Origin of the sequence: Kosmotoga pacifica (assembly GCF_001027025.1) — a bacterium.
GTDB lineage: Bacteria > Thermotogota > Thermotogae > Petrotogales > Kosmotogaceae > Kosmotoga_B > Kosmotoga_B pacifica.
Window position 1 is genome coordinate 1,881,920 of the sequence record NZ_CP011232.1, and the last position, 24,535, is coordinate 1,906,454.

Annotated in this window: 22 protein-coding genes; 19 read left to right on the forward strand and 3 right to left on the reverse strand. The window is 43.5% G+C overall.

All coding sequences use genetic code 11. The annotated features are described in order from the left end of the window. Positions 1-41: 41 nt before the first annotated feature. The 4 genes from IX53_RS08880 to IX53_RS08895 all read left to right on the forward strand — a co-directional run bounded on the left by IX53_RS08880 (position 42) and on the right by IX53_RS08895 (position 4,126). On the forward strand, positions 42-1,046 hold the full coding sequence (locus IX53_RS08880) for a DNA-directed RNA polymerase subunit alpha (protein WP_047755048.1): 1,005 nt from the start codon (positions 42-44) through the stop codon (positions 1,044-1,046). 16 nt (positions 1,047-1,062) lie between these two features. Beyond that, entirely contained in the window at positions 1,063-1,515 is a 453-nt protein-coding gene (locus IX53_RS08885) for a bL17 family ribosomal protein (RefSeq protein WP_047755049.1), read from the forward strand. A 139-nt stretch (positions 1,516-1,654) separates the two neighbouring features. Continuing rightward, complete coding sequence (gene rho / locus IX53_RS08890) at positions 1,655-3,166, forward strand: transcription termination factor Rho (RefSeq protein WP_338035205.1); 1,512 nt, start codon at positions 1,655-1,657, stop codon at positions 3,164-3,166. Positions 3,167-3,178: 12 nt separating this feature from the next. Then, positions 3,179-4,126, forward strand: coding sequence for an ROK family protein (locus IX53_RS08895; protein WP_047755050.1), 948 nt, complete (start codon positions 3,179-3,181; stop codon positions 4,124-4,126). Here IX53_RS08895 and nfi read toward each other — a convergent pair. Beyond that, positions 4,118-4,792 (reverse strand): endonuclease V, encoded by a 675-nt coding sequence (nfi, locus tag IX53_RS08900; protein ID WP_047755051.1) that lies wholly within the window; start codon positions 4,790-4,792, stop codon positions 4,118-4,120. The genes IX53_RS08895 and nfi overlap by 9 nt on opposite strands. A gap of 74 nt (positions 4,793-4,866) precedes the next feature. On the opposite strand from nfi, the gene dnaN reads away from it, so the two are divergent. The 12 genes from dnaN (at position 4,867) to amrB (ending at position 19,337) form a co-directional block, all read left to right on the forward strand. After that, positions 4,867-5,970 carry a DNA polymerase III subunit beta gene (gene dnaN, locus IX53_RS08905; RefSeq protein ID WP_047755052.1) on the forward strand — a complete coding sequence of 368 codons (1,104 nt, stop codon included), beginning with the start codon at positions 4,867-4,869 and terminating at the stop codon, positions 5,968-5,970. A 1-nt stretch (position 5,971) separates the two neighbouring features. Continuing rightward, positions 5,972-6,463, forward strand: a complete 492-nt coding sequence (ispF, locus tag IX53_RS08910; RefSeq protein ID WP_047755053.1) for a 2-C-methyl-D-erythritol 2,4-cyclodiphosphate synthase — start codon at positions 5,972-5,974, stop codon at positions 6,461-6,463. Further along, positions 6,444-7,649 carry a type II secretion system F family protein gene (locus IX53_RS08915; protein ID WP_047755054.1) on the forward strand — a complete coding sequence of 402 codons (1,206 nt, stop codon included), beginning with the start codon at positions 6,444-6,446 and terminating at the stop codon, positions 7,647-7,649. The genes ispF and IX53_RS08915 overlap by 20 nt, the downstream gene beginning before the upstream one ends. A 6-nt stretch (positions 7,650-7,655) precedes the next feature. Continuing rightward, positions 7,656-8,030 carry a hypothetical protein gene (locus IX53_RS08920; RefSeq protein ID WP_047755055.1) on the forward strand — a complete coding sequence of 125 codons (375 nt, stop codon included), beginning with the start codon at positions 7,656-7,658 and terminating at the stop codon, positions 8,028-8,030. Positions 8,031-8,059: 29 nt separating this feature from the next. Then, on the forward strand, positions 8,060-9,064 hold the full coding sequence (locus tag IX53_RS08925) for a hypothetical protein (RefSeq protein WP_169746217.1): 1,005 nt from the start codon (positions 8,060-8,062) through the stop codon (positions 9,062-9,064). Continuing rightward, a complete protein-coding gene (locus IX53_RS08930) occupies positions 9,024-9,578 on the forward strand; it encodes a hypothetical protein (protein ID WP_156173146.1) in 555 nt (184 codons plus the stop codon). Before IX53_RS08925 ends, IX53_RS08930 begins: the two co-directional genes overlap by 41 nt. Before the next feature lie 2 nt (positions 9,579-9,580). Beyond that, positions 9,581-10,189 (forward strand): hypothetical protein, encoded by a 609-nt coding sequence (locus IX53_RS08935; RefSeq protein WP_047755058.1) that lies wholly within the window; start codon positions 9,581-9,583, stop codon positions 10,187-10,189. Positions 10,190-10,222: 33 nt separating this feature from the next. Then, entirely contained in the window at positions 10,223-10,642 is a 420-nt protein-coding gene (locus IX53_RS08940) for a hypothetical protein (protein WP_218916065.1), read from the forward strand. A gap of 21 nt (positions 10,643-10,663) precedes the next feature. Then, a complete protein-coding gene (locus IX53_RS08945) occupies positions 10,664-14,773 on the forward strand; it encodes a hypothetical protein (protein WP_047755060.1) in 4,110 nt (1,369 codons plus the stop codon). 822 nt (positions 14,774-15,595) lie between these two features. Continuing rightward, positions 15,596-15,838, forward strand: a complete 243-nt coding sequence (locus tag IX53_RS10940; RefSeq protein ID WP_156173147.1) for a hypothetical protein — start codon at positions 15,596-15,598, stop codon at positions 15,836-15,838. A gap of 20 nt (positions 15,839-15,858) precedes the next feature. Then, complete coding sequence (locus IX53_RS08955; RefSeq protein ID WP_047755062.1) at positions 15,859-18,510, forward strand: type II secretion system protein GspD; 2,652 nt, start codon at positions 15,859-15,861, stop codon at positions 18,508-18,510. Beyond that, positions 18,510-19,337: an AmmeMemoRadiSam system protein B gene (gene amrB, locus IX53_RS08960; protein ID WP_047755063.1), complete on the forward strand. Its 828-nt coding sequence runs from the start codon at positions 18,510-18,512 to the stop codon at positions 19,335-19,337. The genes IX53_RS08955 and amrB overlap by 1 nt, the downstream gene beginning before the upstream one ends. Here amrB and IX53_RS08965 read toward each other — a convergent pair. Continuing rightward, entirely contained in the window at positions 19,330-20,592 is a 1,263-nt protein-coding gene (locus IX53_RS08965) for a sensor histidine kinase (protein WP_047755064.1), read from the reverse strand. The two genes, amrB and IX53_RS08965, sit on opposite strands and share 8 nt — an antisense overlap. Then, positions 20,576-21,244, reverse strand: coding sequence for a response regulator transcription factor (locus tag IX53_RS08970; protein WP_047755588.1), 669 nt, complete (start codon positions 21,242-21,244; stop codon positions 20,576-20,578). The genes IX53_RS08965 and IX53_RS08970 overlap by 17 nt, the downstream gene beginning before the upstream one ends. A 50-nt stretch (positions 21,245-21,294) precedes the next feature. Between IX53_RS08970 and IX53_RS08975 the strand changes: the two genes are divergently transcribed. Genes IX53_RS08975 through IX53_RS08985 form a run of 3 tightly spaced genes read left to right on the forward strand, consistent with a single transcriptional unit; the run spans position 21,295 to position 24,534 of the window. After that, a complete protein-coding gene (locus IX53_RS08975) occupies positions 21,295-21,798 on the forward strand; it encodes a hypothetical protein (protein ID WP_047755065.1) in 504 nt (167 codons plus the stop codon). A gap of 11 nt (positions 21,799-21,809) precedes the next feature. Further along, on the forward strand, positions 21,810-22,247 hold the full coding sequence (locus IX53_RS08980; RefSeq protein WP_047755066.1) for a SoxR reducing system RseC family protein: 438 nt from the start codon (positions 21,810-21,812) through the stop codon (positions 22,245-22,247). A gap of 1 nt (position 22,248) precedes the next feature. Continuing rightward, the gene (locus tag IX53_RS08985) at positions 22,249-24,534 is read left to right on the forward strand and encodes an endonuclease MutS2 (protein ID WP_245612714.1); all 2,286 of its coding nucleotides are present in this window, start codon (positions 22,249-22,251) and stop codon (positions 24,532-24,534) included. Position 24,535 lies beyond the last annotated feature (1 nt).

Consider the following 24,535-nt stretch of genomic DNA (forward strand, 5'->3'; position numbering starts at 1 on the left):
CCTTCTTGAAAGGAGGTGTGTGCCCTACACTGGGCCTGTAAATGATTGGATTCGTAATGCCTAAGACCCTGAAGGTCGAAGAGAGTAGGGAAGAAGCGAATAGCTATTATGAAAAGTTCGTTCTTTCTCCGATGGAAAGGGGCTACGCCGTGACCATTGGTAACGCCTTGAGGAGAGTACTGCTCTCTTCGATTCCAAGTATGGCCATAACAAAACTGAAGATCCCGAATAAATATCATGAATACGATGTCATCGAGGGTGTGAAGGAGGATGTTCTGGAGATAATCCTCAATCTCAAAAAAGTCCAGCTCAAACCTGCTCTAGAATTCTCTGATCCTGTAAAGCTCGTGATTGATAAGAGAGGACCAGGTGTCCTCACCGCTGGTGACATCAGAACCCCTACCGGGGTAGAAGTTGTCAATCCTTCTCAATATATTGCTACCCTGAACGAAGAAGCAGAGATTTACATGGAACTTTTTGCCGAAATTGGCAAGGGTTTTGTTCCGGTTTCTGAAATGGAAGTGGAGCAGGACGTTGAGATGATATATATAGATGGGATTTTTAGTCCTGTTCTGAAAGTTAATTTCATCTCCGAGAATGTACGTGTAGGAAAGAAAACTGACTACGACAAACTGATCCTGGAAGTTTGGACAAAGAAGTCAATAAAACCCTCTGAAGCACTTTTGAAGGCTACGGACATTCTCATGAAGCACTTTGAAGTTGTTTCGAGTAGTCTCGGTCAGGAACCGCAAACCATCGAATCTTTTCTCGGCGATAGTGAGCTCCTCGTTTCTGAAGAAATTCGATCCGAGGAAGTTACAGAAGAGCCGGAAACCGATTCTATTCTGTCGAAGAGAATAGAGGAACTGGAACTATCCGTTAGATCCTTGAATTGCCTTAAAAGGGACAAGATCAACACCATAGGGGACCTTGTCAATCGTTCAGAAGCTGATCTCCTTAAAATTAGGAATTTTGGTGAGAAGTCCATGGAAGAGGTTAAAAAGCAACTCAAGGAGAAATTCAATCTTACGTTAAAGAAAGAATGATCGAGGAGGTCTAAGCATGAGGCATAGAATGCATAAGAAAAAGTTGAACAGGCCTCACAATCAGCGCGTCGCTCTGATGAGAGGTCTCGCCAGAGAGGTCTTTGAGCACGGAACTATAATGACAACAACGACCAAAGCCAAAGCCGTAAAGCCGTTCGTTGAGTCCATCATAACGAAAGCAAAGGAAGCAGCTCTCTGTGCCAGACAGATCGCAGAGAAAAGCGAAGGCGATCCGGAGCTTGTTGCGTTGAAAGCAAGAAACGTTGCTCTTCGAAGGGAAATTAACAGACATTTCAACGATAGAAAACTTGTTAAAAAGATCTGTGATGAAATAGCTGTTAACTATCTCAACAGAAATGGCGGTTATACAAGGATCGTAAAGGTCGGTCGTCGCAGAGGAGATGCTGCAGAACTCTCTATTCTTCAACTCATAAAACCTGAAGAAACCAAAAACTCCGAGGAAAATTGATGGCTACCTTCGGGTAGCCATTTTTCATCTTCATATGCCTTTGATTTTAATAGCCATAAGTGATATATTATACCTGTGAACCGCACAGTTAATTACTTCCCCTATTGTTCTTACCTTAACTTATTTCATGGAAGGAGGGATGGCGCAATACCGTGCGCCAAATGAATTGAGTCCTAGAAGAAAAAAAATTTCAGAACCAGCAGGTGAGAAAGAAACAACCGATCTCACTCAGGAACAAGAAAAGAATGCAACGATCAGAGAAACGAGCAAAGAGGAACTTTCTTCCACCGTATCTCAGCCAGAAGAATCTTCAATCAATGAACAGAACACTCAACAAGCGGAAACAACAGAAAATAACAAGACAAAAGACACCATTCGGGAAGTAGAAATAGACATCTCCCAACTGCAAAAAATGCCAATCCGGGAAATCTACAAACTGGCCCGTAAATACGAAATCACGGGTTACACTCAGATGGCCAAAAAGGAACTTATCTTTGCGATTCTCAAAGCGCAAACGGAGTCTTATGGCTATTTTTTTGACCACGGAATACTCGAAGTGACCGAAAACGGTTACGGTTTCCTCAGAACACTTGACAACAATCTTCTACCCAGCCCGAACGATATCTATGTTAGTCAATCGCAGATCAGAAGGTTTAACCTCACGACGGGTGACTGGGTGGCAGGTCAGATCCGAAAACCGAAAGAGGGAGAAAAGTACTTCGCTTTGCTCAGAATCGAGGCGATAAATCAAAAACCCGTGAATTTCGCTGCAGAACGAATTAGCTTTCAAAACCTCACACCAGTCTACCCCAACGAGAGGTTCATCCTCGAAACGGAGAAAGAAACGATAAGTACAAGGATCATTGATCTCTTTTCCCCGATCGGGAAAGGTCAGAGAGGACTCATCGTTGCTCCGCCTAAGGCCGGGAAAACGACCCTCTTGAAGGAAATAGCTAACGGTATTGCCAGAAATCACCCGGAAACTATTAGAATAATTCTTCTCATCGATGAAAGACCTGAAGAAGTTACGGATTTGAGGAGATCGACAGACGCTTATGTGATCGCGGCGCCTTTCGATATGCACCCTGAGAAGCAGATAAGAGTGGCAGAACTCACACTTGAAATGACGAAAAGGATGGTGGAGTTCGGATATGATGTTGTAATCTTGCTAGACAGTATCACACGCCTGGCAAGAGCTTATAACCTGTGTGTGCCCCCAAGCGGAAAACTCCTTAGCGGTGGTGTGGATCCTGCAGCTCTCTACAAACCAAAACATTTCTTTGGAGCTGCAAGGAATATTGAAGAAGGAGGCAGCCTTACTATCATCTCAACAGCTTTAGTGGAGACCGGAAGCAAAATGGATGAAGTTATATTCGAAGAGTTCAAGGGAACAGGAAACATGGAACTGGTACTTTCAAGGCAACTTGCTAACAAGCGTATATTCCCTGCTATCAACCTGAACCTCTCCGGTACGAGGAAAGAAGAACTCCTTCTGCCTCCTGAGATTCTGAAAAAGGTCTGGATACTAAGACGCATGGTATCCTCCCTTGGAGAAGAAGAAGGTCTGACAACAATAGTTGATAAACTGCGCTCTACAGCGGATAATGAGGAATTCTTAGATTTAATAGACATGCATAAAAACAGGTATTGAAGGGAGTAAAGGATGAACGGTTACGTTGTAGGTATTGACCTCGGTGGTACAGAAACAAAAATTGGAATCGTTGACTATAACGGCAATATCGTTGAGAAAAGTATCATTCCAACTCTCGTCTCACGAGGTAGCGAAGATGTAATCGACAGAATTGCGGAAAGCGTCAGAAAACTCGTACACACCAGTGGAGTTGAGTCCAAAGTCCTTGGAATAGGTGTCGGCTCACCTGGTTCCATTGAGCGAGAAAGTGGCACAGTTATCTACTCTCCAAACTTTCCAGGATGGAAGAATGTCCCCCTTTCAAGAAGGCTCGAAGAGCTGACAGGGTTCACGACATATGTAGAAAATGATGCCAATGCCTTTGCAATAGGAGAATGGGCCTTTGGCACCTTCAAAGGAACCCCCAACATTGTTGCATTGACCCTTGGTACGGGTGTTGGTGGAGGTGTAATCTCACGTGGCGAGCTGATAACGGGCAGTCAAGGCTTTGGCGGTGAATTGGGACACGTTATAATCGAACCCGATGGACCACTTTGTGGTTGTGGCTCTCATGGTTGCCTTGAAGCCCTCGCATCGGCTACCTCTATTGTCAGGATGGCTAAGGAATTCAGAAAAAGATATCCTGATTCTCCCGTTTTCAGGCAGGAGAATATCACGGCTCGAACAGTTTTCGATGCAGCAAAAACCGGCGACGAAATGTCAGAGCTGGTAGTAGAAAGGGCAACAAAGGCACTGGCAATAGGAATAGCTGGGTTCGTCCACATCTTCAACCCTGATGTTATTATACTTGGTGGTGGTGTTAGTAGAGCCGGGAATTACCTTCTCGAAAAAGTTGAAAGAAAGGTCCGAAGCTATGTAATGGAATCTTTCAGGGGCACATTTAAAATTGCCTTGAGTGAACTTGTGGAAGACGCGGGCATCAAAGGTGCCGCTTCGATAGTGTATTTTAGGTCAAAGTGACTTTTTGAGTTTCTGCGTCCATAGGTGTGCCAATCGTGTGGGTTCTGGAATTCTGAATTTTGTGGTGTATTTCAAAGTATATTCTATGGAATGTTCAACATCTATTAAATGACCGGGAGAAACAAATACAGGTTTCTTCCCCGCTCGTGTTCTCACTACAGCCCCTATGATTCCGCCTTTATCGTCTTTCAGGGGAGACCAAGTTCCCTTTTCATTTCCTGGCTCCTCATAATGCCCGAAAAGATGTGATTTAGCCACACCAATTGTTGGCTTTTTCAGTATCAAGCCCATGTGAGCAGCCAGTCCTAATCCCCTTGGATGAGCGATACCCTGACCATCGAAAAAGTAGAGGTCTGGCTTGACTTTTAGTCTGGTGACAGTTTCAACAAATATGGGTCCTTCCCTGAACGACAGGAGACCGGGTATGTAAGGGAAAGTGACTTTCATGGAATGATGAGCAATTTCCAGAACCTCTCCCGTTACAGCGGATAACACAACAATGACACAGAGCCCCACTCCGGGGCCAGGAAAGGATACATCGACACCAGCCAGAGTTTGAAGCTCAAAACCTTCAGGTAAACTGCTTATCAAGCGAGAACGAAGCTGGTTTTGGAGTTTTATTGCCTGATCAGTTTTTAGATTCCAGTTATCCGGCTTCATTTGCATAATCCACACCACTTCATATTATATGGCAAAATGCGGTAAAATAATAAAGAAAGATAAAATTAGGAGGTGGCTTGATGAGATTTTCCATTGAGCGGGGAGAGATACTCAGTCGGTTGGAATCAGTGGCAAATGCAGTTGCCCAGAAAACGGTCAAACCAGTGCTTTCTGGTGTTTTGTTCAGGTCAACAGCTGAAGGAAAGATTGAAATGCTCGCTACCGATCTTGAGACTGCCATTAAAACCGTTGCCGCCCCCGTGCACCTTGATGGCGAAGGCGCCTTTGTGGTTGAAGCGAAGGTAATTCTCGAAATAATTAAAAACCTGCCTGCCGGGGAAATAATCTTTGAGCTGCAGGATAACAATCTAATAGTTAGAGTTGAAAAGAGCAGGTTCTTATTGCCAACGATGTCTCCCGATCAATTTCCTGAAATAGAGCCAACACATGGTGGGATAGAGATAGAGACTTCCGTAACTGTACTCGAATTGATGATTGATCGGGTGATCTTCTGTGCTGCTAAAGACGAATTCATGAGAAATCTGAATGGAATTTACTGGGAACTGCAAGGAGGTTTTCTGAGACTCGTGGCTGCCGATGGCTTCAGACTTGCTCTGGCCGAAGAAAAGATTGATACAGAAGTAGAAGACCGCTTTCTACTTACTCTCAAAAGTATGAAGGACCTTCAATCAAGTATCAGAACAGCCGTGTCTGACGATCTTAAAATAGTCTATGATGGTGCAAAGGTCGGTTTTTATTTCGACAATACAGAGATGATAGCAAGAGTCGTTGACGCTGAATTTCCAGATTACAGGAAGGTGCTTCCAAAAGCTTTTAAATCCAGGGTAGTTGCCAGTACCACTCTCTTTAGCGATGCCATTCGAAGGGCATCGATTGCCGCCAGGCTCGGTAGCGAATCTATCAAGATGGAACTCAAAGATCAGACCATCAAGCTCATAGCGCGAAGTCCAGAACATGGAGAATCTACTGAAGAGCTCGACGTAAAAAAGGAAGGTGACGACCTCCTCATTGCTTTCAATCCAAGATTCTTGGCTGATTCCATAAAGAAGATAGACACTGAAGAAGTCGAACTGAATTTTGTTGACTCAAACAGTCCGCTTCAGATGAATCCTGTTGATGTGGAAGGATATCTGTACATTATCATGCCCATAAGGCTGATCTGAGATGTTTCGGATAGGCATCGGATATGATATCCATCCGTTGAGACATGGCAACAAAGGTCTCTATATTGGTGGGGTTAGGGTTTCAAATGAGTTCTATTCTGAAGGCCATTCCGATGGCGATGTTCTTATTCACGCAGTCGTGGACGCGATACTTGGCGCAGCTGGTAAGGGAAACATCGGAATATTATTTCCAGAGACGAAAGATAATTTGAATAGACGCAGCATTGAATTTCTGGAAATCATACGCACTGAAATACTGAATGACGCGTTTGAACTCGTGAATATCGATAGTGTGGTAATCGTTGAACAAATAAGGCTCATGCCTTATCTCGAAGAGATGGTTAAAAATGTGGCGAGGGCTCTCGGGGTGGGGGAGACCAGGATCAGTATTAAGCCCAAGTCTGGTAATAGTATGTTCAAAGACTCAATCCAGGCATATGCGACTTGCCTTTTAAACCTGAGAGGTGGTAAGAATGCCAGAATTCCGGTATGAAGTGATCACTTCTTCTGGAAAAAGCGAACGGGGAAAAATCGTAGCGAGTTCAAAGCTCGAAGCCCTCGAGTTGCTCAACAGACAGGGCTTCATTGTCACATCCATTAAACCCATCGCAAAAGCGAGCACAAGTGGTGGGAAAACGCTTTTTCCCATCCCCACAAAAGAGATCAGTCTCTTTGCCCGACAACTTGCCACCATGATCAGTTCCGGCGTGCGTATCAGGGATGCTCTACAGGTGTTATCGAGTCAAACGGTATTCAGCAACAGATTCAGAAGAAAAATTGTGGAAATCGTGCTCGCCATCGAGGGAGGAATGACTTTCAGTGAGGCGTTGGAACGATCAAGGGTCTTTGACTCATTATTCATAAATCTCGTCAAAGCCGGAGAAGCAGGAGGCGTACTTGATGAAACTCTTCAAAGAGTTTCTGAATTCTACGAGAGCATGGTGGAGCTGGAGAATCAGGTGAAATCTGCTATGTCTTATCCATTGTTTATGATGGCTTTTGCCATAGGTATCGTTGGAGTAATCGTGCTCTTCATCCTTCCCAATTTAATAAGCGCCTTCGGTGCAAATTACACTCCGACTGGAATAATGAAGCTCCTCCTTTCGGCCAACAAACTGTTAACGAATCATTGGTTGGCCGTTATCATCGTGCTGCTTGGAGCTTTTATAGGACTTAGGACCTTCATGAAGACAAAATACGGAAGAATCGTTAAAGATATCTTCGTCTCAATTCTTCCACCGGTCAGAAAATTAAGAGAGATGTCTGCTCTTGAACGGTTTAGCAGAACCCTTGCTGTTCTTGTGGCGAGTGGAGTGGATCTTCCAACTGCGCTTCAGCTCTCTGCCGAAGTCTCAGAAAGTACGAAAATAATTCATGGCATGGCTGTAGCCATTGAAGACATCAAAGCCGGTGAAACTATAAAAAATTCTCTGGAGAAGCAAAGGATTTTTCCTTCAATTGTTGTCAGCATGATAAACACAGGTGAAGAAACAGGAAAGCTCGATGAGGTCATGTTTAAGGTTTCGGAATTTTACCATGCGCAGGTAACCACTTCTCTGAAGAAACTTGTTTCAATGGTAGAGCCCTTAATGATTATTTTCATTGGTGGTTTTATCGGTTTTCTAGCTTATACGATGTACAACACGATCTTCACCCTTGAGCAAAGCGTTGGAGGTTAGCGAAACGTGACACTTTCTGAATTGCTTGTCTATCTTCTTGTGGTTTCGTTGAGTGCAGGCCTGTTTATAATAGGGGCAAAAAACTTCATTGAAAGCTTTAAGATTCGGACAGCAAAACTGAAGATCGATACATTTCTCGAAAGAATGAGGCAGCAGGCAATCTCACATTCGCGTAGAATCAAACTCTATTATAACGAAGGAAGGATATTAGCCTCCACTGGCGACTTTATTGAAGGACTGTCTTTAAAAAGCACCGAACCCTTTATTTTTGGTTTTACTGAAAGAGGTCTGTTCTTTGTTGAAATGGGTTCCACAATAGTTACTTTTTCCGATGATTCCACTATGGTAATCTCACCTGTAACCGGCAAATTAACTTATTGAGCGAGGGGATAGCTTTGTTTAATAATTTTGTGACCGTTTTAAACTACGATCCTTCCTACACGGAGATAATCAGGGCTGTCGTTTTCAGACGGAATATTATTCCCTTGTTCAGTGTTTTGCGTTTTGGTGAAGACTCCTTTGAGAAGGCTTCCGAGGAGTTCTTCAAACACAATACTTTGCCGGTAGATGAAGTCTTCATTGTTGCCATTTCTCCTGAAAATGTTGTTTTTCAGCACATCGATGTCCCAAAGGTTAAAAGCAAAAAGAATCTTTTAAGGGTTGCCAATTTCAAGGCGGCCACGCAGTTTTCTCTATCTCCAGATGATGTTATCGTAAAACCTTTAAATGATTTGAAAGCTATAAACGATGGCGTTTCTCCAAGTTTTGTCATTACACGTCAGAGATATTTGGGTGAATTCCTTGACAAATTATCGAAAGTCGGATTTCCGGAACCTGATATTGTTACAGTGAAGCCTTTCCCGATTTTTGAGCTGGTGAAAAAAAAGGTATTCGAAGGTTTTTCATTTCTCTTCTTTGTCGATCTGGATTATTCCGTTATCATGGCAATGAAGTTTGGGGAAATTGTTGGTATCAACCATATAACTGAAGGTTTCTCTTCATTGATTCTTCCCACCATTGGGGGCGAGGAATATTCAGAAGAATATTTAAAAAGGAGCTTCATTCAATCGACTTCACGGATAGATCAGGCTCTTATTGAACAGGCATCTGAAATGCTGGAAGGCATGATAAGTTATCAGTTGAGGATGTATATAACGAATACCCTTTCAAATTCTCCCAACACATCGGCATCGGATGAGCTATCTTTCAAAAATTTTTTCGTTATCGGGCAATCAAATCTTTCTACTGAAATCTATAAAAGGACTTTTGAAAGGTTATTGGAAGATATGGCCGTTCACGACCTCCCCGTTGATTTTCACGATGTTCCTGTTTCCTTCAGCAGCTTGGGAATGTTGAAAATAGGTGGTGGGTTCTTTGCCAGTGGTAAACTTACACTCAAAAAAGCGGAAAGTTAGATTGGCATATCTACTGATTTTTTTAGCTCTGGTGCTTGCCATATCGGTGTTTGGAAGTCTCCTCGTCAGAGCAGCTTTTCAGAGTAAGATGAAGCAAATAGAGTTGGTCAAGGGGTTCCTTTTCGAGCAGCTGGGGATTTCCTTGCAGGGAATTCCAAAGATCGATGTGGAGATTATATCTCAGAAGAAAAATGACCTGATGGTTCAAGAAGCCAAGCTCGCAAGACAACTAAAAGAACTGGATAAATATCTTGCCATCAAGCGCAAAGAGATCCAATTTTTCAGAGAACTTCAGAAAGCGATGGACCAGTCATCGGCGGAGAAAAAACTCCTCACAAAACTTGATTACAATGCTGGAGTAGGTAGCGCATTATATTATCTAATTTACAAAAAAGGCGAGGCAACAACAACTTCAATTGAATTGCCGGAAGGTTATTCGATATCCAACATCGGGAAAATGGACTTTTCAAATATGTATGACATCAGTTTGATAGAGTTCAAGTCAGGTGAATGATTATGGATGAAGAAAATAAAAAGGAATTCAATGAGCTTTTCAAAGGGCTGGAATCGGAAATATCAGAGAAAGCAAAACCCTTCGAAGAAGAGGTATATATTGTAGAGCGATACAGTAAAAAGCTCATGAAAAGGCAAAATTTTTTCACCAAAATGGGCATCCCCCGAAATCTTTTCTGGGGGATAGTAATAGGTGTTTTTGTGGTAAGCTTCTTCTTTCTTGTGGTTTGGCCTATGTACAGAAATTTCAGTGATCTGTCCTTCTTGTTGAGCGAACTCGAAGAACTTGAGAACACTTATTACAGTGTAAACAGCCTTGCGAGAGCGATAGATACAGTTCTGGGAAATCTGAAAGAGAAAAGCGATGTGGATTCACTTTTAGACATCCTTGGCATTGAAAATAAACCTGGTGTGTACGAAAATATTAGTCTGAAAGGTCCGGCTGAGAATGTAAGAGAGGTTCTGGAGGAACTTCTGAACAATCCACGTATTCTTCTTAACGAACTTCAGCTGCGATCGAATCTCAGTTTCCCTGTTATGCCAAAGACGGCGTTGCCTACCAGTGTTGTGTTAGAATTGAATTTGAGTATAGAACTGACAAATCTATTTTAGGGTGATTACGTGATAAGGCTGTTTTTTCTGTTGTTGAGCAGTTCCATTGTGCTTCTGGTGACAGTGATTATTTTTTACATAATTTTAGAGCCTGTGGAAGTAGGTGTGTCTAATGTGGGGAAAGTCAGAGTTCCTCAAATTGACTTCAGTGACTTCGATGTGCGTATTGAGATAAAAGACTACTTTCAACCCCTGATGGCAGATACTTCGGATGTTATAAGATCCATGATGGAAGCTGGTGTGGAAGCTACCTCAGTGGCTTATAAGGGTTATTTCAAAATAGATGATATGGAATACGCTGTCCTTGAAACGCAGGAAGGCGAAAGTATTGTGCGTGTAGGAGATTATATTTCTCAATATGTGGTTTATGGAATAGCAGAATTTGCCGTGCTTTTAAATGATTTGAACTCCAATAGTTTTGCCATTTCGAGAATTTATGAAGAAAAAAAATAGAGATAGATCGGGGTGATTTCAGTGAAGAAGCATGTAGTTATTTTACTAGTCCTGATATCCGTCGTATTCACTTTCCCGAACTCGCTGAAGACGCTCGTGCCTTCCATGGACGAGCTGTCTACAATAATAACATTGACTTTTACAGGAAATGTTTCGGAATTTGATTATGAACTGCAATCTAACCCCTCTAAAACGATTTATACGTTGACTCTTAATGGCATTGAGGGTAAGGACATGGACCTGCCGTTGCGGGCAGGTACCGTTGAGGGTCTCTGGACCCGCGACCTTGGTGATAGATATTCAGTTAATGTGGCTCTATTAATTCCCGCAAAGAAAGAGCCCGATATCATTGTAAAGGAAAAATCAATAATCTTGAGATTCTGGCGTTCAAACGTAAAAGTTTCCATCGATAAATTCAGTACTTTTGGAATGAAACTCGGTTCTGCTCTTACCTACCTTATGAGTAGTGAAATCCTCGATCTTTCTTACGTGGTCACCCCGTCTGTGAGAGATCTTCAGCTCAATGTCGGATTCACTTCAATTTATCCTGAGGACATTCTACGAAACATTTTGATTTCTCTTGGGAGTGAAGTTTCTTATGCATATTTTACAGATGGAACTCTATACGTAGGAACACCCGAAGAAGTCAAAAAAGTTGTTAATGCCTTTTGGAAAACATACACAGGTGTGGATATTGGACAGGAAGTTGATGGACAAAATCAATTAGAGCTTTTGAGGAAAGCACTTCCAATCAATGCCTTTCTGGAATATATCCCGAACGAATCCATCGTCCTCGCCTTTGGTGACCTTGAAACCCACATGATGATTTCAAAATTGTTGACCTCAGCGTACGTGCGAACCGAATATATTATTGAAACAACTCTACAGGATTCCTACGATAGTTTTCTCAACATCGCCCAGAAAGTTAATTCCGCGCTCTTTGATAACAAGATCACGATCACGTCAGTTCCTGAACTCTACCGATTGGTGCTATCTGGAAACAAAAGAGACGTAGAGCGTTTGAAAGAATATCTGGATAACTACGCGGCAACATTGAAGTCCGAAGCGGAGAAATCCCGCTTGAAGGTCGTTACAGTAAATCTCCCTGAAAATTTCGGGATAGTCGAAGATGTGTTGAGCACTGGCCGTGGCACCACTGTTACTCTGGTAGATCTGATCGTCGAGTTATTGAAAGGGTATATACCTGAAGAAAAAATCGAAGTAGATCGAACTTTTGAATCTCTAGGTAAGGTCACATTTAAAATTCCGGAAACCTATGCAGAACTCCTCAAAGAAGTGGTTTCGGATATTTCAATCAAATCTCAAAATATTGGATACAGAATCATAAAAACAAAATATATAGATCCTCAGATCATAGAGCACGTTCAAAAACTAGCTTCAGTAGAAATTGAAGCCCTGGGTGAAAAGGGTGGATACATCATTAAAGGGGTTAAGAGAAACATCGATGTGGCGGAATATCTAATATCCGATTTCAGTGGTGGTTCTACACAAAATATCGAAGGTAAGTTCATTCAGCTCAAGGACCCAGAAGGTTTTGATGCTGTTAAGAGCTTTCTAGAAAAATTCTTCCAGAAAAATGGACTTAACTCTGAAGATTACACTGTGGAATCCGTCGCAGGTAGGTTGATTTACATTGAAGCTCCTTCCAATGTTTTAATATCGGCGTTACAGGAACTTGGTCGCTACGAGAAGCAACTATTTGACGAAGCGGTAGAGGAGTTTGTTGAGCTCCCCCATCTTGTTTATGAAGGCGGCATCGGTGATTTGCTAGATGCTATGTTCAAAGGACAACTTGACTATATTTATGTTCCTTCAGTTGAACTCCTGATAATTAGAGGAAGTAAAGAGAACGTCGCACGTATCAAAGACTTCATCGAAAAGATGCGGCCAGGAATTGAAAGCAAGCTGAAGGCTTCTAAAGCTACAGGAGAACGAAAGTCCGTTTTTATTTCTAAGATTCCCGGGTGGGATGTAGAAAAATTCAAGAGCTATTTTGAGCAGTTTCTCGGTAGCGACGTATTTTCCACATTGAAGGTGATTGAGGCTGATGCCGGTTATTACATTATAGCCGAGAGTAATGTTACTGAAAGCATCAAAGATGAAGTAGAACGCCTTAAAGAGATAGAGAGTCCTTATTATACAACCGTTGAGGACCTGCCGCCAGTTCAAGAACTGTTGAGTCTCTTTGAAAGCCTTGGCATAAACGTAAATATAATGCCCGTTGATAACAGGTACATCATAGTAGGTACCAGAGACAATGTACTCAGAGCTCAACAGATGCTTAAGCAGATACAGTCTGGCTATGAGAAAACGGGTGTTGCTACTCAAACGGAAGAAGAAGGAATGCTTTACGAATTTGTTGATATTCCTGAAGACACGCTTGATGACTTTCAGAGTATCCTTGACAAGCTGGGTATCAGCGTAGAACTCATAAAGTCTCCCACAGGAGTCCTCGTAATTGGTTATTCAGATGCTGTTGACAGAGCCCTTGAAACTATTGATAAAATTCTCCAGAGACGAGCTGAGGAGCAAGATAGAGCTATAGAAAAGGGCTATGCTGTTTTACGCAAGGTCTCGGGGGTAGATCTCGATGCTCTTAAAACCCTTGTTTCGAGTTTCTCGTACAATATAAGTCTGGTACCTGCTGCCGATAACATAGTGGTTGTGGGTCCAGAGAGAGATATCGAAGAGTTCTTGAAATTATATCAAGAGCTCTCTTCAGCTGAAAAGAGTTTTGCCTTCGTAGAAAAGAGTCTATCGAGAGAGGAAATCCAGAGTATCATAAATACCCTCGAACTTCAGCTCAAGTTGCTGGAGACGACAAACAAATTCATAGTCTATGGTGACCCAGTTTCGATTAGCACCCTCCAGCGACTCATTGAAAATGTGACCGCAGAAAGCGCGATTTCCACGGAAACAGTGATAACGGTGGAAGGTACTCCCGTTACGCCGGTGATGAAAGAGGCAAGGGTTATCGAATCTCCGGTATCGGCTCAAACTCTCTCTACGATCACAAAGGAACTCGGTCTGGAAATATCACTGCATGAAACTGATAGGGGCCTTGTTGCCACTGGCACACCTTCCCAGCTCGATAGATTTGAGGAACTGCTTGACAGTCTCACCGGGCTCCCAGAGTTTCCGGAAAGCAGATTTGTTCTGGTGCCGTCACCGTTACCTTTCTCTGCTGAAAAGCTTGAGGAGCAATTCAAATCTCTGCAACTGCAGGTAAAAGTCTTTGACAGCGCACCTTTTGGGTACATCCTTATAGGTCCAGCTGCGGATATAAAGAGCGCTACACAATTTGTGGAATATTTGAAGAAACAGGGACAGACCCGAACAGAAATATATGAACTTCCACCGGCTGTGACTTATGAGAGTGTTGAGAGTCTGTTAAAAGCCACGGGGTTCAACCTCACGCTGTCCGAGGTCGGAAACAGCGTGGTGATAACCGGAAAGGACGAAGACGTCTCTCTGGCACTTTCACTTCTTTCAGGTTTTGCTGAGAAGGCACAAAGAGGTGGATTCACATATAAACTCGTTTCCAAGCCTTCAGGGATTTCGACAGATGAACTGAAAACCGCCCTAAAATCAATCGGCTATAATGTAAACCTTTTAGACTTCGCAGGGTTGGTTGTATTGATCGGTACGCCTGAGGAGGTAAAGAATTCGGAAGAATTTATAAAGTATATATCACCTGAACCGAGTATGGCGGCGACGGAAGAGGAGAAGAGCTACGAGATAGTGGGGATACCGGAAGGTTTCAGTGTAACGGACGTACAGACGATAGTGAGGAAGATAGGGATAGAAGTGGAGATAGTGTCGGCTGGAGAGGCGACGCTACTGGTGGGGAGTTCCGAGGCGATAGCGGACGCGAAGGGGATAATAGCGACGCTGTCGAGTCTGGGACGCAAGCCCGAGGAACTCGTGGAATACAGCTACAACACCCGGAAGGTCATTATGAGCTCTTCCGCCTTGTCTATCTCATCGTTAGAGCCTATCAGTACAAACTTGCCGGCCACTTCCATCGCCTCTACTGCTATGCCCACTCTCTTCAGCAGGTCGTTCAGTTCCACCAGCGAGAGTGTCGTCGGTTCCGTCTCCACCCTGTAGTCCAGTTTCACCATCTCTGCCGGCTTCGCCTTCAGTTTCTTCAGCGTGTCCAGCACTTCCTGTCCACGGCTCAGTTCTCCCACCGTGCCTACCATCACACCCGTGTCTCCTACTACCACTATGTCTACGTTTATCCCTATCTTCCTCAGTATCGTCTGAAGGCTCGCCGCGTCGTACCCTTCCGGCAGCTCAACGAAGCTGTGGCTCCTCGGCTCTTCCGTCGCCGTGGCCGTTTCCTCCATCTGTGGCTTCAACAGCTCGATCAGCTTCTTCGTCTCTTCTATCTCGGATTTCGTGCCTATTACCAGCAGCTTATCTTCACTCTTCAGTAGCTGTGACGGTATGTTCAACGTCTTCAACGCCGTCTCCACCATCCCGAGGTCGAGACCCAACGGATATTCCAGTACGCTGTATTCCAGCTTGCTCACTTCAGGCCTCTTGTTCAACCCGTGTAGCGTGCTTATCACTTCCGTCGCCTTGGACAGCGTCTCGCTGTCTCCCACCATCACTGCCACGTTGCCCGCCACTATGACGTCCACGTTTATCCCTATCTTCCTCAGCACCGTCTGCAGGCTCTCCAGTGTGAAGCCCTCCGGTACCGATATCGTCGTGTATTCCTTCTCCGCCTCCGTGGCCTCTCCAGTCTCCTTCGGCATGAAGGTCTTTATCACTTCTTCGCCTTTCGCTATCTCTTCTTCCGGCCCCACGAGTACCACATACCCGGAAACTTCCATCACCTTCAGGTTCAACCCTATCGTGCCGAAGAGTTCCTTCAACTCCGCCGCCGTCAGTGTCAGCGGTAGCTCCACTATCGAACCGAGTATGGCGGCGACGGAAGAGGAGAAGAGCTACGAGATAGTGGGGATACCGGAAGGTTTCAGTGTAACGGACGTACAGACGATAGTGAGGAAGATAGGGATAGAAGTGGAGATAGTGTCGGCTGGAGAGGCGACGCTACTGGTGGGGAGTTCCGAGGCGATAGCGGACGCGAAGGGGATAATAGCGACGCTGTCGAGTCTGGGACGCAAGCCCGAGGAACTCGTGGAATACAGCTACAAGTTATAGAGCGACCGGTACAACTCACAGTGAACTCCCTGCGAGAAATTCTTAGTTCAATCGGTATCGACGTAAGAACGATAGAAGTGGGGAACTCCCTCGTTCTCGTTGGAACGAGGAAGCAAGTAGAAGAGGCTTCGAAGATAATTGCTTCCTTCGATGCTGAAGAAGCAACGGAAACGACAATAGAAAGCGAATACATTGTGATGGACACGCCTGAAGGAGTTGGTCCGCAGGAACTAGAAAGCGTGCTCGAGGTACTGGGTATTCCAACTCGTGTTTTACAGGTGGGTAATTTCATGATACTGACCGGTGACGCTACAAGCCTGGCAGACTCTGAAAGGTTGATAAGAAATATAAAGATGTCCGAAGCGTCGTCTACAGCGACGGTAACGACGAGTATGCTTAACTACAGAGTTATGGCAATCCCTGAAAACATCAGTTTTGAAGAAATGACAAGAACAGCTGAAAGTCTTGAGATGACTTTAAAATTCGAAAAGATTGGTGATAACGTCCTTGTTATAGGAAAGGATTCAGAAATTAATTTCTTCGATAGAGTCATTACGGATATCACAAAAGTGAAAGAAACATCGAATAAAAGTGTGATGTTCATCAAAAGACTTTCAGGAATAAGTGCTACCGATTTGAGTGGATATCTCTCAACCAGAGGTGTCGAGGTTTCTGTGACTGATGTTACTGATGGGTACCTCTTATCAGGAAGTGAAGAGGAACTGAGGAAGGCCCAGGATTTCATCGGTTATCTATTAAGTGAGAGGGAGAAAGGTTACCGGAAGATAAAAAAGACAACTCTGGACTCCGAAAAACTCATGAGCGTATTAACGGAACTCGCGATAGATGTAAAGCTTCTGGAATTCGATGATTCTTTATTGCTTATTGGCAAAGAGGAGGAACTCGAAAAAGCTGTAAAAGTTATCGAAGATCTTAGCGTGATCCCAACGGAAAGCGCTACCGTTAGTGTCGAGAAGTTGTCGATGATCAAAGGTTGGGACATTGAACGCATAAGACAGTACCTGAAGTTTGCGGGTATTGAAGTAGAGAATCTCTTTGAAGTAGATGACTCTCTCATAGTTATTGGTACCCCCGGGATCATTGAACGCACAAAAGAACTCCTATCACTGGTTACCGGAGATCAGGGATACTATCTGAAACTTGAAGACAGGAGTGTAAAGGGAACCCAGCTTGAGGAGTTAATTTCAACGATGTCCCTGAACGTTAAATATATCGCCCTCGAAGATGGATGGCTGCTCGTAGGGAATAGAGTCGACGTTGAGAAAGTGCGTGATGTGCTCGTTAATGCGAAAAAGCAAGAATACGTGAAATATATAAAAGGAATTACGACAGATGCCACAGAACTTATTTCTCTTCTCGAAGAAGCTTTTCCGCAGGTGGATGTATCCGTATTCCCCAATCTGGAAATGATACTCATTAAATCGTTCGATGAAATGTCCTTGAACGCTGCCGAGGCCTTCATAAAAGATATTCTTAACGGAAAGCGTACCGAATCTCTGGAAGAGAACATACAACTCCACAATGGAATGATAGATATAGATGTTGAAAAGGCCGATCTTAGAGCCGTTTTGAAGGAAGTTGCAAAAGATCTTGGGGTGTCTTTACTGATGGATGAGAATATCAGTGACACCATCACGATTTCTGCGAAGGGTCTCAAATGGGAGGATTTCGTTTCGATTCTTGAACACAAAGGATACACCGTTACCACGACGGGAAGTATTTACGCTATTTCTGGAAAGGGAGTCAAGCTGGAGACACCGACGGACTCGGCCACTGAAGAACAGATATACAGGATATATCACAACGTTGAAGAGTTCAAATCGCTTATTGAATTCTATGGAGGTACGGTTTATACCGATCCGATCAATGGAATAGTTGTTGTCAAAGGGATCGAAAGATCCAGGGTTCTGGAGATTTTGCAGAGGCTTGAGTCTACCTTTTCGTCTCCAAAGAAACAGGTGAAAATTGAAACTAAGATTATGGACAAATCACTCTACGACAACGTGACAAAACAGCTTCAGGCTTCGCTCAACCTGGGGTCTTCACAGCCACAGATCCTTTTCAACAAAGATTCCATTGGGCTTTCTTTCAATGTCATCGATGTTGTGGACTTCCCCAAATTACTGGAAAACTTTATAACTTCGGCTTCGGCAACAGTTACAGCGAGCTTGAGCGAAGGGAATAACGACTCCGATATCGTTTCGAACCCCTCAATCGTTGCTTTGAGCGGCGAACAGGCAAGAATACATATAGGTGATACCATACCTTATACCATTAAGAAAGTTCTGGAAGACGGAACGATTGTTGAAGAGCTCAATTATCTGAATACCGGTGTTGAGATGACCATCACTCCGACGATAAATGGAGACGGAACGATAATGCTAGATCTCTACATCAAAGTTAGCGACCCACAACAATACGGAGACTACTATGGTGAAAAGACTCGCGAGGCTCAGACAAAATTGATGATCGCAGATGGAAACAGCCTCAGCATAGGCGGACTTATAACCGAAAAGGAGACCGTAAATGTGACAAAGCTGCCTTTCCTCGGCGATCTTCCCTTCATTGGCAAACTCTTTACCACAGAGACTAAGACGAAAGAGCAACGCGAAATGGTCATTATCATCACCGCGAAGGTGGTGGAACCGTAATGGTGAGAACAGCAGTTTTTTCAGGAAGGTTTTATGCTGGATTTTCTGACGAGTTAAAAAATCAGATAAAGACTTGTTTTTTGCATAAAATTGGTCCGGGAAGCCTTCCCGGACCTGTTACAAAAAAGATGATCGGAAATGCAGGACTCATTTCTCCCCACGCTGGATACATTTACAGCGGACCCGTCGCTGCGAATGGATTCTATGAGATTGCGAGTTTTGGCAGACCTGAAAGGGTGGTTCTCATAGGTCCAAATCACTCTGGCTTTGGAAGCCCTCTTTCAGTCTGGCCTTCGGGAGAATGGATTACACCGTTGGGGACTCTGAAGATAGACGAAGAGTTCACAAATAGTCTTATAGTCTCTACAGAACATCTTAGTGCAGATACTTCTGCGCATCTGTATGAACATTCTTTGGAAGTACAACTTCCCTTTCTCCAGTACTTGTTCGGGAATGATTTTAAGATCGTGACGATTACGATGATGGATCAGCGCTATGAGACGGCGAAGCTTCTTGCTGACAACCTCAAAGAGCTGATAAAGGATGGTGGAACACTGGTAGTGGCTTCATCGGATTTGAACCATTACGAAGACCATGAAACTACCATGAGAAAAGACACGTTGTTGATTGAACGAATAGAAGAGCGCGATACGCATGGACTCTTCGAAGAGGCTATGAACAAAAAGATTTCTGCCTGCGGTCTTGGTCCAATCGCTACTGTGTTGATGCTTTTCGAAAATGTGAGAATCCTGAAACATGCTACGAGTGGAGATGTTTCCGGAGACTTTCTTCATACTGTGGGATATTTATCAGCTGTACTCAATTGAATATTACCCAAAAGGTATTCATGCCTTCTTTTGATTCCACAGACAGCTTCCATGAAAATCTGGATGCTACATTTTTTGCGATGGCAAGGCCTAATCCATGGCCTTCTCGATCGGTTTCAAGTCTGAAGAACGGCTCAAAGATCTTGTCGTGGTATTCTTCCAGGATCTCCGGTCCCATGCTGGAAACGCCAAGTCGGTTGCTCTCGACAACCACACTTATAACTCCATTCTCAGGAGAGTATTTTACTGCGTTGTCAAGAAAGACCTTTACAACAATCTCCAGAGCTTCTTTCGGTAGATCAAATACTGGATTTTCCCTGCATTCTATTTGAAACTGATATGCGGGAAAAAGGCTTTTATATTCATTGAGGACAGCTTTTACGAAGTTACACACATTCGTTCTTTCATGTTTTAAGCTTGTCATCGGTGAACTCAACAAAAGGAGTTTTGATACCAGTTCATTTAGCTTTTTTGCTGTGACATTTATTGCAGACAACGATTTTTCTGCTACCGCTTCATCTTTCAATCCCCAGCGGAGTAGCATGCTGGTATAACCAATGATATTTGCCAGTGGAGTCTTGAGTTCATGAGCGGCATTAGCTGCAAACCGCTTCTCTTCTTCAATGCTTGCTCTGAGTCTTTTGATCATTTCGTTTAGTGCTGAAATAAATCTGGCGGTATTGGAGTCCAGACCTTTTTCTGGGAGGAAGCCTTCCATTTTCGTAGATATCTCCTTTGCTTTTTCAATTAACTCTCTAAAGCTCTTAACAGTTCTTCGATAATTCGCGTAAGCGGAAGCCAATATGATGCCCGTGCTAACCAGCCAGACCCAGAAAAAGGCAAATGCTGTCTTTTTGAGAATGTTCAACATATTTTCTCCGGGTTGGATGAATGCAACAACCCCTTTTGGAGTGTTAATGACTGCTGTGAACATCGTTTCTCCGGCCACATTTATGAAACTTTTATCCTTGAGTTGCGAAAAATCAAGCTTATTTGAAATATCAAGCGCATCATAAAGGACTTCCACTCTTCTATTCTGGAGTAGAAATACAGAAGTTGGAATCCTTCTGAAGATTCCTGGGGGAAGTTCATGTAATTTAACGCGTTCCATTTCTCGCAATATCATTACGGCGTTTCTTCTGGCCGTATTGATAACTATACTCCTCACAAGCAGATAAGACATGGTTACCACGACCAATGAAGTGAGGATACTGACCAGAGAAATGAAGAGAATATTTTTAGATTTTGAGTACATAACCGGTCCCCCTGACTGTTTCGATTTCGATATTGAGTTTTTCGAGCTTTTCTCTTAGGTACTTGATGTAAACTGGAATAACGCTGTCTGAGACTTTCTTGTTTGCACCCCAGATTTGAAGAACAAGGTCTTCCTTTTTTACCACGTTGCCCGTACGACTGAAAAGAATCTGGAAGATATCATATTCCAGCTTTGTGAGTCGTACAAAGTTATTTCCCCGCCTAATCTCTCTCAACGCATTATCCAAACTTATAGCATTTATGTTGACAACAGAATCAAAATGTGCAGCAACGCTGATCCTTCGTCCAAGGGCCTCTATCCTTGCTATAAGTTCTTCCATATCGAAGGGTTTGGCTATGTAATCATCAGCACCGAGTTCGAAGGCCTTTAGTCTCTTTTCTTTTGTGTTCAAGACACTGAGAATGATAATCCCTGTATCATTGCATTTCTCGCGGAAAGCGGATAGTAATTCAAAACCGTCGAGCTGTGGTAGCATAATGTCGAGTATGACAACATCGGGTTTGTATTGCTTGAATACCCTTAAAGCCTGCACTCCAGCTGAAGCAACCTTTACTTCAAAACCGTAGTGTTTCAATTCCATCTCGAGGAGTTCTCTTAGTCCAAGGTCATCTTCAATCACTAGAATTCTCAATAAAAGCACCCCCAGAACTTTGATGATATAATTTCTTAGGAGGTGAACCAATGAAAAAGCTCCTTTTTTCTTTGACTCTATTATTTGTCGTCACGGTTTATGGGCAATTTTCTATCGGCTTCGAAGGGTTTCATTTCAATTCTATACCAGGAAACCAATTTCCTGTGTTGAAATACGATGGTCTTTTGATGGTATACAATAATAACCAGGAGGGGAAGATATCCACCGAGGTAGGAATTGGTGTTGGCATTATCGAACCTTCTTCCGCACCAGAGTTTCTGGAAAATCTACCCATTATAATAAAAGGTTTTTACAGTTCTGTTTTTGATACACAGTTAATATCCAGCATAGGTTTCAGAGTATCCAAACGCATTGGCTTTCTCTGGCTCAATTTTTCAAAGTTGGGATGGTTTGCCGCTGTTTGTCCGAGAATTTATATTAGGTTCAATAGTGCGGATGTATTCATTGGCGGAAGTCTTGAAGTTGAACTTTTTGGAGATAAAATCCCTCAAAGTTTGTGGAGCTTGATGCTTGGAGTCAACTACACTTTCTGAGGAGTGATTTTATGAGAGAATTTGCCGTTGTTAAGGACATAAAAGAAGATTATGTCCTGCTGAGAAAAGATAGGGCTGAAGCCTGTGCAAGTTGCTCGATAAAGGAGTCTTGCTCGGCGGGAGTAACTTCACAAGAAATGGAGATTAAGGCGTTGAAAAACGGTGTCAACGTGTCACCTGGTGATTTCGTGGAGATCGAAGTCCCCAACTTTTCGGCTACGAAACTCGCTCTTTTGTTGTATGGGATCCCCCTCACGGTATTTATCACAGTATTACTGGTGATGGTAAGTTTGGAGTTTTCGGAGCCCATTTCCGCCCTCGCTGCCTTTGTGGCAATGGTCGCGTTTTACGCGGGGCTTTCTTTTTATGACAAAAAAAACAGAAAAAAACTCATGCCACTAATAATCAGAAAGGTAAGTGCAAAGGATGTCTTCACAAAAATTAACTGAATTGAAAAGAGTAATAGAGTTTGATAAAGTACTGAGCAAAATAGCTCACTATTGTTTTACTGAATATGGAAAAGAGGCTCTAAACACTCTGCATCCATTTGGCACCGAATATCATTCAAGACTTGAACGTAGCAGAGAGCTGTACGAATTGATCTTAAGATTCGGTGAACCACCATTGTACGGCATTCATGACCTCAGAGAAGAAATACAACAAGCTCTTGGCGGGGTAATTTTGAACGGAACTCAGTTGAAAAAGGCGAGCCAGACACTCATGGCAATATGTCGCATCAGGGACTTCTTTTCTAAGCATACGGAAAGAGTTCCGAAGCTCTGGCAACTTCTCAGTCCTCTTAACTGCGAAAAGAGTTTCATCAACGCTGTTGAGAAGGCCCTTAACGATGAAGGAGATGTCGTTGACAATGCAAGCCCATTGTTAAGAGAAATTAGAAATGAATTGAGACAACTGAATAGAGGACTGCGATCAAAGCTGGAGTCCATAGTTTCAACATACCGCAATGAACTCACTGATTCCGTTATACTCACCAGAGAGGGACGATATGTACTCCCACTTATAGCTAGCAGAAAAGCTCTATACGAGGGAATCATCCATGGCAGTTCCAGCAGCGGTGCTACGGTTTATTTTGAGCCGAAGGAATTAATACCCTTGAATAACAGGTTACGGATGTTGAAATCTTCAGAAGAGGAAGAGGTTCGCCGGATATTAAGAGACCTGACGACAAAATTTATTGGACTGATAGAGCGACTAAAGGCTAATTTTAGTATAATATCTGAACTCGATATAAGTTACGCTTCGGTTATTTACGCAAAAAGGCACCGGGGGAGTTTCGTTTTTCCTGTAAACGATAAAAACATGGCGCTGTTGAAGGCCAGACATCCCTTGATTGATGATGACAAGGTCGTTCCCATAGACTTCACAATGCCTGAAGAAGTGGGAGCAGTTGTTATAACCGGGCCAAACACAGGCGGAAAAACGGTGGCATTAAAAACCATAGGCCTTTGTGTACTTATGGCCTTAAGCGGCCTTCCCGTTCTTGCAGATGAATCTTCGAAGATTCCCAAATTCAACGCTGTATATGTTGACATTGGCGATGAGCAGTCGATAGAACAGAGTCTGAGCACGTTTTCATCACATATGTCGAAGATAATCGGAATAATAGACGATTGTAATGAAGACTCTCTCGTGCTACTGGATGAACTGGGGGCCGGCACCGACCCGGTAGAAGGAGCGGCTTTGTCGATGGCGATCATAGATGCACTTCTGAATAAAAGAGTAAAGGCAGTTGTGAGCACCCATTTGAGTCCCCTAAAAGTGTATGCATTGAATAAGCCTGAAGTTATGAATGCCAGTGTAGAATTCGACGTGGATACGTTAAAACCCACTTACCATCTCATAATGGGCATACCTGGTAGTTCCAATGCCCTGGAGATTTCACGTCGCCTTGGCCTCTCGTTTGAAGTTCTTGCTAAGGCGAGGAAGTACATGTCAGATGAATCCTCGCGGTTTGAGAATTTAATTAGCGAATTACACAGAGAACGTTCAAAAATCGAGATTGTTAAGAGAGAACTCATCCAGGAAAGGCAGAAGCTGAATGCCCTTAAGAAAGAATACAGCGAGCGTCTTGAGAAAATAAAGAAAAAAAGGCTTGGTGAAATTGATGAAGAACTCAGGAAGCTGGAAGAAAAGTTGAACGCCTCTATTAAGGAAATGGAGAAAGCGATAAACCTGGCTCGCTCGGGCAAAGAGCTGGATAGGGTAAAAGCCGTTAAAGACCTGTACAGGGTAAAATCGATGTTGCGTACTATACCTGATCACACTCCCCGCAGTGATACAGCCGTTAAGCCGGGAGATAGCGTGAAAATAGCTGAGACAGGTGTGATAGCAAGGGTCGTTTCCATAAAAGAAGGCAAGGCTTTGTTGGAAGCGGGGAAATTATCACTCGAAGCCCCTGTTAAAAGGCTTGAAAAAGTTGAAAACAAGGAAGAAGCAAATAAGTTCAGTTATTCGTTGGCCTCGAGCGAGAAGGCATTCAGCGATGAAGTAGACATAAGAGGTATGACTACTGAAGATGTCCCCTTCGTTCTCGATGATTTTCTGGATTCACTGACCAGATCTGGTCGAACCAGAGGCTATATCATTCACGGTAAAGGCACGGGAAGGCTTGCTGAGGCGGTTTGGCAATATTTGAGACGAAATAGGTCCGTGAAGCGTTTCAGAATTGGTACACCAAAAGAAGGCGGACATGGTGTTACTGTGATTGAGGTGTGAA